This is a genomic window from Quyinboa sediminis (assembly GCF_042219855.1).
Classification (GTDB): domain Bacteria; phylum Bacteroidota; class Bacteroidia; order Bacteroidales; family UBA5342; genus JBHJHP01.
The window spans coordinates 298,245-307,113 of record NZ_JBHJHP010000006.1 but is presented as its reverse complement, the minus strand read 5'-3'; the positions used below and the strand labels follow the sequence as shown (position 1 = coordinate 307,113).

The window sequence follows — 8,869 nt, the reverse complement described above, 5'->3', positions numbered from 1 at the left end:
CATCTATTCCAGGGCCTCTACCCCTTCCAAAAGCGGCTGCAAAGAAAGCAATCTTTATCCCTATTATCCAAACTTTTCCCAATCTTTTTTTTACACCAATCCAAACCCTTTTCTTAACTGCCTGGAATTGTGTTGTATAACATATAAAATAATTTTAACCCTATAAAGTTGCTAAATCTGAGTGAATTAATTCCAGACATCTAGCGATTAACTCACAGTTAACCTAATAATATTCTTTATTAATTTTGTGTTAATTTTATTTTTATTATATATTTGTTTTCGAAATAATCTACTTAATTGTGAGTAATACGTTAAAAAAAGCATCTGCATTTGATATGGCGTTTCAATACTCCACTACGGCCAGTATAATAACTGACATGCAGGGAATTTTGGTAAGGATGAATAAACCTTATGCCGAACTGCTGGGATACGCTCCGGATGAAGCCAGGCAACTTACCACTATTGATCTTATCCCACCGGGACTGATTAAACAGGAAAAAGCTGAACTTGCCCAATTACAGAATAATTCAACATCTCATATTACATATAACAGTCAACGCATACATAAATCAGGTAAAACTGTAAATGTGAAAGTAAACGCCATTGCTGTACACAGTGATGAAACAGACCACCCTGACCGTATACTCCAGCAACTCGAAATAGCGTACAACGGTAATAATTCGGAAGCAAAAACCTACAGCAAAGAGTTTTATCTTGAAAAAATTATGGCAGAGATGCCGGCATATATTTACTTCAAAGACCTTGAAAGCAGGTTTTTAATGGCCAGCCGATCCATGCTCAGACTATTCGGGGTTAAACACCAGAGTGAACTGATTGGTAAAACTGATTTCGATTTTTTTGCCAGAGAGCATGCACAACAGGCGTTTAATGATGAACAGGAAATACTACGAACCGGAAAGGAAATTATACAGGTAGAGAAAGAAGTATGGCCAAACGGTAGAATTACATGGGTGCACACTACAAAAAAACCGCTTTATAATAATAACGGTACGCTGATCGGAACATTTGGGATTTCGAAAGACATAACCGACTTAAAAGATGCGGAGAAAGCGATTGAAAAAGCTCACTTTGAGCTGGAATGGAAAAACAGTGAGCTGGAAGAAATGGTAGCTGACCTGAGGGCAACGCAATCACAACTTATCAATACTGAAAAACTGGCGGCATTGGGCCAGTTGATCGCCGGGATAGCTCACGAAGTAAACACACCACTGGGCGCAATTAATGCCTCCAATTCCAACATCAAAACATCGTTTACACAATTAATCGATAATGTTGAGCAAAACCTCACTCTTTTCTCACCGGAAGAAATGGAGTTATTGAAACTGTTACTCAACAATTATACCGGATACACTAATCATACGCTTGGATCACGGGAAAAAAGACAGCTTAAAAAAGAGATTGAACAGAAAATTAACGGATCGGGTAACGGGAACGGGAATGCCATTGCAGATATCATAGTCTATCTGAATCAACAGGATCAGCTTGAAACCATCATTGCATACCTGGATAAAACCGATGCGCTCAAAGTACTCAAATCAGCTAAAAATATGATTTCCGTACTTAAAAACAGTGAAAACATAGCCATTGCCACAGAAAAGGCATCACAGGTTGTTTCGGCATTAAAGAAATACATCCACAGGACACCAGACGGTAAAAAATCGCATACAGATATTATTGACAATATAGAAACCGTCGTCACGCTGAACTACAATAAGCTGAAACATGGGGTGGAAATTTTCCGGAATTATGATAAGGTTCCGTTTATATATGTTTATCCGGACGAGATCAGTCAGGTTTGGAACAACCTGATTACGAATGCCATTCATGCCATGAATAATAAAGGGGAATTACATATTAGTGTAAAAGATAAGTCAGATACCATAATTGTTGAATTCAGAGATACCGGCAGTGGTATACCTGATGATATAAGAGATATGATTTTTATGCCGTTTTTCACAACAAAAGCATCCGGTGAGGGAACAGGAATCGGTCTTGACATTGTAAAACGCATTGTTGAGAAACACAACGGTATAATAACCATCGATACTGAAATAAATAAAGGCACCACATTTTCTATTGAACTTCCAAAAAATTAATGCCATGCCAAAGAAAAGAGCAATTTTATGCATCGATGATGAACCGATAATTCTTGAGAGTCTGAAGGAGCAGATTGAAAAACATTTCGGGGATAATCTTATTTATGAAACGGCAGAAAATGCAGATGAAGCCAATGAGGTTCTTCGTGATTTAAGCCGGGAAAACATTGATGTACTTGTTATCGTCTCAGACTGGTTGATGCCGGGAATGAAAGGAGACGAATTTCTAGTCCAGGCCCATCAGCTGTATCCTGAAATCGTACCTATCATGCTTACGGGTCATGCTTCGAAAGACGCGATTCAGAATGCCATTGAAAACGCCAACCTGTTTTCATGCATCAGCAAGCCATGGCACGAAGAGAATCTCATAGAAACGCTCCGGGCTGCCATGCAGAAATTTGAATCCAAAAGCACAGTCAGTGAAAAAGAAGTCATTCTTTGCATTGATGATGAAGAGATGATCCTGGATGCACTCAAGGATCAGCTTGAAGACACATGGGGTTCCAAGTTCATCATTGAAACAGCTGATAATCCGGAAGAAGCTATTGAAATATTCCATGAATTAAAGGAAGAAGGCTACAGGATTCCTGTGGTCATCTCTGATTATCTGATGCCGTATATGAAAGGCGATGAACTGCTGAAAAAGATACATGAAATTTCACCGGAGACCCATAAAATACTGCTGACTGGCCATGCCAGTGTGGAAGGTGTAGCCAATGCCATAAACTGGGCCAAGCTTTACCGGTATATCCCAAAACCATGGGACAAGGAAGATCTTGCGCTTACCATTAAGGAAGCTATCCGGAGTTATGTTCAGGAAGACCAGATCAGAACCAAAAACAGAGAACTTGCAGCATTAAACGCATCACTTGAAGAAAAAGTTCTGCAAAGAACCAGAGAACTGGAAGTAGCCAACGCCACAAAAGATAAGTTTTTTTCCATAATTGGCCACGACCTTAAAGGAAGTTTCAATACCCTTATAGGATTTTCAGAAATACTGATTGAAGATTTTGAGGAACTCGACAATGAGGGCAAAATGAATTTTCTGAACCGCATAAGACGCCTATCCGAAAACGCCTATAAATTATTGCAGAATCTTCTGGACTGGGCACGCGTTCAAACCGGAAGGATTAACTATGAGCCTGAATATTTTGATCTGGAAGAAATCACACGGGACATTCTTGAGATGCAACAGGATCATGCACAAAGTAAAAAAATCAGGATAAAGTCAGAAATACCAAGGGACACCTATGTATTCGGAGATAAGAATATGGTACACACGGTTGTCAGGAACCTGTTCTCCAATTCTCTTAAGTTTACAAATAATGGCGGTGAAGTTAAGATTTCATGTAACGAATCCAGGCTGAACGGAGGCCGTATTGATGTATCCATTTCAGACACCGGTATAGGGATGACGCATGAAAAGGTATCTAAACTATTTAAGATATCTGAAAAAGTTAAAACATATGGCACAGCCCAGGAAGAAGGAACAGGCCTGGGATTAATCCTGTGTAAAGAATTCGTAGAAAAAAACAATGGCGATATTAAAGTCGAAAGTCGTCAGGGTGTTGGAAGTACTTTTACGTTCACTCTCCACACAAAAGGTATTCCCAAATAGGGAATTTGGAGTTTAATAGATGAGAGAAAAGGCTGCCTGAAATCGTTCAGACAGCCTTTTTTGTAAACCGCGAAGTTTTAATTCGTTAAATTTGTTACTCAAAAATAAACGAATTAATAAACAAAACCAAATCCATTAAGAGCTGTCATTAAATAAAAGTCTGCATATTTTCTTAAATTTGTGATCCAATCATAAAAACGGATCCCATGAAATGGCTGACACTAACTTTCGCCCTTTTTGCTTTTCAACTCATTGTATCAGGACAGGCAACAGATACCATCCAGGTATGGCCGGAGAAGGTTCCCGGAGAAACTGCACCAAAACATACTGCTGTTATAAGTTCTAATAATGGCGGCAATACAACCCGCATAGCTGAAGTTACCAATCCTGTTCTGGTTCGGTTTGATCCAAAACCTGGTATAAAGAACAAGGGTGCATTTGTGGTTTGCCCGGGTGGTGGTTACAGTATTTTAGCCGTTGACAAAGAAGGATATGAAATTGCCGAATGGCTTACCAGCATTGGTTATACTGCTTTTGTGTTGCAGTACAGGGTTCCTCAAAAACAGGCCGGTGCATTAATGGACGTACAAAGGGCCATTCGAATTATCAGGAGTCATGCTCCTGACTGGCAGCTGGATAATGACAGAATTGGCGTCATGGGATTTTCAGCCGGAGGAAGCCTGAGTGCCCGTGTATCTACGCTGTATAATGAGAAAACGTATCCGGAACAGGATGCCACAGATACCGTTTCGTGCAAACCCGACTTTGCCATGCTGATCTATCCTGCCTACCTGGATCTGGGCGAAAACAGAGCCCTGACTCCCGAACTAAAAGTGGATAAGAACACACCTCCTGTGTTTATTTTTGCCACAGCAGACGACCCTTACAGCAACAGCGCCCTGGTAATGACGACGGCTTTGCGCGATGCAAAGGTTCCTGTTGAACTTCATCTGCTCCCGAAAGGCGGACATGGTTATGGTTTGAGAAAAGGATCACTGGCCGGAACAACATGGCCGGTTCTTGCAGAAAAATGGCTTAAAAGGACCGACAAATAACGATTAACAGTCACTACGAGTCATTAATAATTGAACACATGCACTTTCACCGGTAGGCCAAATGATTAATCATCCAGCCGGTCCACAAATAGTGAAGTGTGCAAACCATCGGCAGAACTGGGTCCTACCCAGATTTCAAAATCACCGGGTTCAAAAATAAATTCTCCTTCATTATTATAAAATCCAAGCTCGTTTTTAGTCAGAATGAATGAGATTTTACGACTTTCGCCTGCTTTAAGCATAACTTTTTTAAATCCCTTTAATTCTTTCACCGGACGTGTAACACTGGCAACTTCATCCCTGATGTACAGCTGCACCACCTCTTCTCCAGACATTTCACCTGTATTCTGAATCACTACCGAGACAAACACTTCCGGTGTTGAGGTAGCTTTCACCTGCAGGTTTGTATATTTAAAATCAGTATAACTCAAACCAAAACCAAAGGGGAATAACGGATCGTTGCTCTGATCAATATAATGAGACCAGTACACATCTTTCTTTGGCCCCGGACGACCGGTACTTTTATGATTGTAGTAAAGCGGCACCTGTCCGACACTTCTGGGGAAAGACATTGGAAGCTTTCCTGAAGGATTATAATCCCCATACAGGATTTCTGCTATAGCCTGTCCTCCCATACTGCCAGGCTGCCAGGCCTCCAGGATAGATGGTATATTTTCAGCTGCCCAGCGAATAGCCAATGGCCTGCCATTCATTAGTACTAGCACAATATTTGGATTTACGGCATATACCGCTTCCATTAACTGCTGCTGTAAACCGGGCAGACCTAAAAAAGCACGACTCCGGCCCTCACCGCTCTGCATACCGTGTTCACCCAAAACCATAACCACGATATCTGCTTCCCGGGCCAGGCTAACAGCCTCACTCATCATTGAAGTATCTGTTGCATTTATGGATATTCCGGCAGCAAATGCCGGTTCATTACTGACTAATTGTATTCCTTTTGAAAATCGTAGTTGGTTGCCGGTATACCGCTCCATACCTTCAAGAACAGAGATCGCTGAATTTCGTACTACAGCGCCTCCCCAGTTCCCCAGCGGACTATCCTTATCATCTGCCAGCGGGCCGATAAGGGCAATTTTTACTCCCTCCTTATTCAATGGCAGCAATAATTCATCGTTTTTTAACAGAACCATCGATTTTCGGGACATATCCAATGCGGCTTTACGGTTGCTCTCCTGACCGATGATTTTCTTTTCCCGCTCCGCATTACAGTATTTATAGGGATCATCGAACAGGCCTAACTCGAACTTTGCGTGGAGTATACGTTTTACGGCATCATCAATCAGTTTTACATCCACCTGTCCCGACTCAACAAGATCTTTGAGATAGGTTATGTAAGCATAAGATTCCATATCCATATCACATCCGGCTTTAACCGCTTTTTCTGCAGCTTCCCGGTTATCCTTTACAAAACCATGTGCCTTCATTTCAGAGATAGAACCCCAGTCGGATACCACAAAACCATCAAAGTCCCATTCACCTTTTAAAATGGTACGCAATAAAAAATTATTGCCGGTTGCCGGTACGCCGTTGAGTTCATTAAATGAATTCATAAATGTTTTTACTCCGGCCTCCTCCGCAGCTCTGAAGGGAGGAAGAATCACATTGAATATGGTAGAAGTTCCAACATCCACCGTATTGTAATCTTTGCCGGACTCGGCAAAACCATAACCGGCATAATGCTTGGCACATGCCATTATTGTACCGGATGAAGACAGATCTTCACCCTGAAAACCTCTGACCCGTGCTTTCGCAATAAGACTCCCAAGATACGGATCTTCACCTGCACCTTCCATTACCCTTCCCCAGCGTGCATCGCGTGAGACATCAACCATTGGAGCAAAGGTCCAGTTCTGGCCGGCTGCAGATGCTTCCAGTGCTGCTATCCTGGCTGATTTTTCAATGGCATCCAGATCCCAACTGGCAGCTTCGCCCAGAGGAATAGGTGTAAGAGTCCGGTATCCGTGAATCACATCAAATCCAAAAACCAGTGGAATACCAAGCCGACTTTTTGTTACAACCAGCTCCTGCAACTTGCGGACTTCCTTTGTTCCCAGAACATTCAGCACAGAACCAACTTTTCCTGAAATGATATTATCGTATTTTTCCTTCGTACTTTTTTCGGTGGGAACAGGGCCGGTAACATCCCAAAAGCCATTATACTGGTTCATTTGACCAATTTTCTCCTCCAGGGTCATAACAGACAGCAGACTATCAACTTTACGATCATAATCCGGCTGCTGAGCCTTAACTGTAATGACTGTCAGAACAGGTAAAACAAGCAGGGCACATATTAACTTCCGCATGGCACATCAATTTTTGAGGTTCATATCAGGATATATCCTGACATTCAAAATTACAATAAAAATAAACATTTCAGGATTGATTTTCATACCATTAATTGGTTTTGTACTTTTACATTCTCGATCATTAAACACTTTTAACATGAAAGCCAAATCAGGTTTTACAGGTATTTTATTCGTATTGATTCTTATGAGTTTTCGTTTACTTTCACAAGATAATCCTGCATGGGATGATACAACTAAAAAAGACTGGCCTTCGGAGTGCCATGAGATTACTGTTAATTCCACATCTGATCACACAGAACAGAAAGCCATGTTTTATGCTGGTTCGGATCAGTCACCGGCACCTTTGATCGTCAGCCTCCACACCTGGAGCGGAGATTACACACAGAAAGATCCATTGGCTTTGGAATGTATCAGCAAAGGGTTCGTTTACATTCATCCTGATTTTCGTGGCGCAAATAATAAATTTGACGCATGTGGCAGTTCAAAGGTTATACAGGATATTGATGATGCTATTGCTTATGCTATTCATCATGCCCGTGTTGACACCACCGAAATCCATATCGTTGGGGTAAGTGGCGGCGGCTATGCGACCCTTCTGGCGTATATGAACACGATTTATCCGGTAAAGACTTTTTCTGCCTGGGTACCGATATCCGACCTCGAAGCGTGGTTTAATGAGTCAGAAGGTAGAAAGAACAAGTATGCACGTGATATTGCCATATGCACCACCGGCAGAAATTTTGGTTCAAAAGGATATTACATTGATAAAAAGGAGGCACACAAACGATCTCCGTTATTTATGCAAACACCGGTTGAGAAAAGGCATAAAGCCAAGCTTTTTATCTATACCGGCATCCATGACGGATACACTGGCTCGGTTCCGGTGACGCAATCCCTGAAGTTTTACAATAAGGTTGTACGTGACTTTGATGCAACGGAAACTGAAGCAATTGTACCGGAAAGCGATATGTTAACACTTGTGGCATCACAAAATTATCAGTCACTTACAAAGGGAAAACTGGGTAAAAGGCTTATCCAATACCGTAAAAGTTACAAGGACCTGATCCAGCTGACAGTGTTTGAAGGCACACACGAGATGCTTACAGACGTGGCACTTAATCCTACGGAAAGCAAAAATATACTTGCCATAGGAGATTCCAACGGTGAGTTTTATTTCGGGTGGGTCACCCAGCTTAAAACAGTCAGGTTTGAGGACTTTATCTATAATTCATGCATTTCCGGTAACACCATAGGATACAATAATCTGAACCGTCCTGCACTAAACACCTTGCACAATATTGACCGTTACATGGACGAAGCATATGCTTACAGCGGGAAACAGGATGCTATTGTCATCATGCTGGGGACGAATGACTGCAAAGCTGTTTTTACTGAAAATATAAAAAATGTTCCGGACAGCATGCGTACCCTTATCGCAAAGATAAAAGCACATCCTGTGTATCGGTCGTCGCACCCAAAGCTGTTTATTGTTTCACCTCCACCGATGAACCCACACCCGGAACTGCACGATAAATATCTGAAAGGAAACGACAGGATAAAATACCTGAATAAGGAATTTAAAAAAGTGGCAAAAGAAGAAGGTTGTGTTTACATCAATACCTATCCGCACCTTGAAGGTGTTTTTGATTACGTGACCATTGATGGGATTCATCTGAAACCGGAAGGCCAAATGGTAATTGCAAAGATTATAAGTGAAGCTTTGGATGACTATTTTAAAACGGAATAAAG

At 41.6% G+C, this 8,869-nt stretch carries 5 protein-coding genes; 4 read left to right on the top strand and 1 reads right to left on the bottom strand.

Going from position 1 to position 8,869, the window contains the following annotated elements; all coding sequences use genetic code 11:
- Positions 1–299: 299 nt before the first annotated feature.
- From ACE1EF_RS15705 to ACE1EF_RS15695, 3 genes are all read left to right on the top strand, one after another.
- A complete protein-coding gene (locus tag ACE1EF_RS15705) occupies positions 300–2,117 on the top strand; it encodes a PAS domain-containing sensor histidine kinase (protein WP_375721634.1) in 1,818 nt (605 codons plus the stop codon).
- 4 nt (positions 2,118–2,121) lie between these two features.
- The gene (locus ACE1EF_RS15700) at positions 2,122–3,735 is read left to right on the top strand and encodes a sensor histidine kinase (RefSeq protein WP_375721633.1); all 1,614 of its coding nucleotides are present in this window, start codon (positions 2,122–2,124) and stop codon (positions 3,733–3,735) included.
- A 206-nt stretch (positions 3,736–3,941) separates the two neighbouring features.
- A complete protein-coding gene (locus tag ACE1EF_RS15695) occupies positions 3,942–4,790 on the top strand; it encodes an alpha/beta hydrolase (RefSeq protein ID WP_375721632.1) in 849 nt (282 codons plus the stop codon).
- 65 nt (positions 4,791–4,855) lie between these two features.
- Here ACE1EF_RS15695 and bglX read toward each other — a convergent pair whose 3' ends face one another.
- Positions 4,856–7,117: a beta-glucosidase BglX gene (bglX, locus tag ACE1EF_RS15690; RefSeq protein WP_375721631.1), complete on the bottom strand. Its 2,262-nt coding sequence runs from the start codon at positions 7,115–7,117 to the stop codon at positions 4,856–4,858.
- Positions 7,118–7,256: 139 nt separating this feature from the next.
- Between bglX and ACE1EF_RS15685 the strand changes: the two genes are divergently transcribed.
- Entirely contained in the window at positions 7,257–8,867 is a 1,611-nt protein-coding gene (locus ACE1EF_RS15685) for an SGNH/GDSL hydrolase family protein (RefSeq protein WP_375721630.1), read from the top strand.
- Positions 8,868–8,869 lie beyond the last annotated feature (2 nt).

What these genes read in the sequence shown, in the direction of transcription:
- ACE1EF_RS15700 (WP_375721633.1), top strand. Translation starts at nt 2,122, where the DNA reads ATGCCAAAGAAAAGAGCAATTTTATGCATCGATGATGAACCGATAATT.
- ACE1EF_RS15695 (WP_375721632.1), top strand. Translation starts at nt 3,942, where the DNA reads ATGAAATGGCTGACACTAACTTTCGCCCTTTTTGCTTTTCAACTCATT.
- bglX (WP_375721631.1), bottom strand. Translation starts at nt 7,117, where the DNA reads ATGCGGAAGTTAATATGTGCCCTGCTTGTTTTACCTGTTCTGACAGTC.
- ACE1EF_RS15685 (WP_375721630.1), top strand. Translation starts at nt 7,257, where the DNA reads ATGAAAGCCAAATCAGGTTTTACAGGTATTTTATTCGTATTGATTCTT.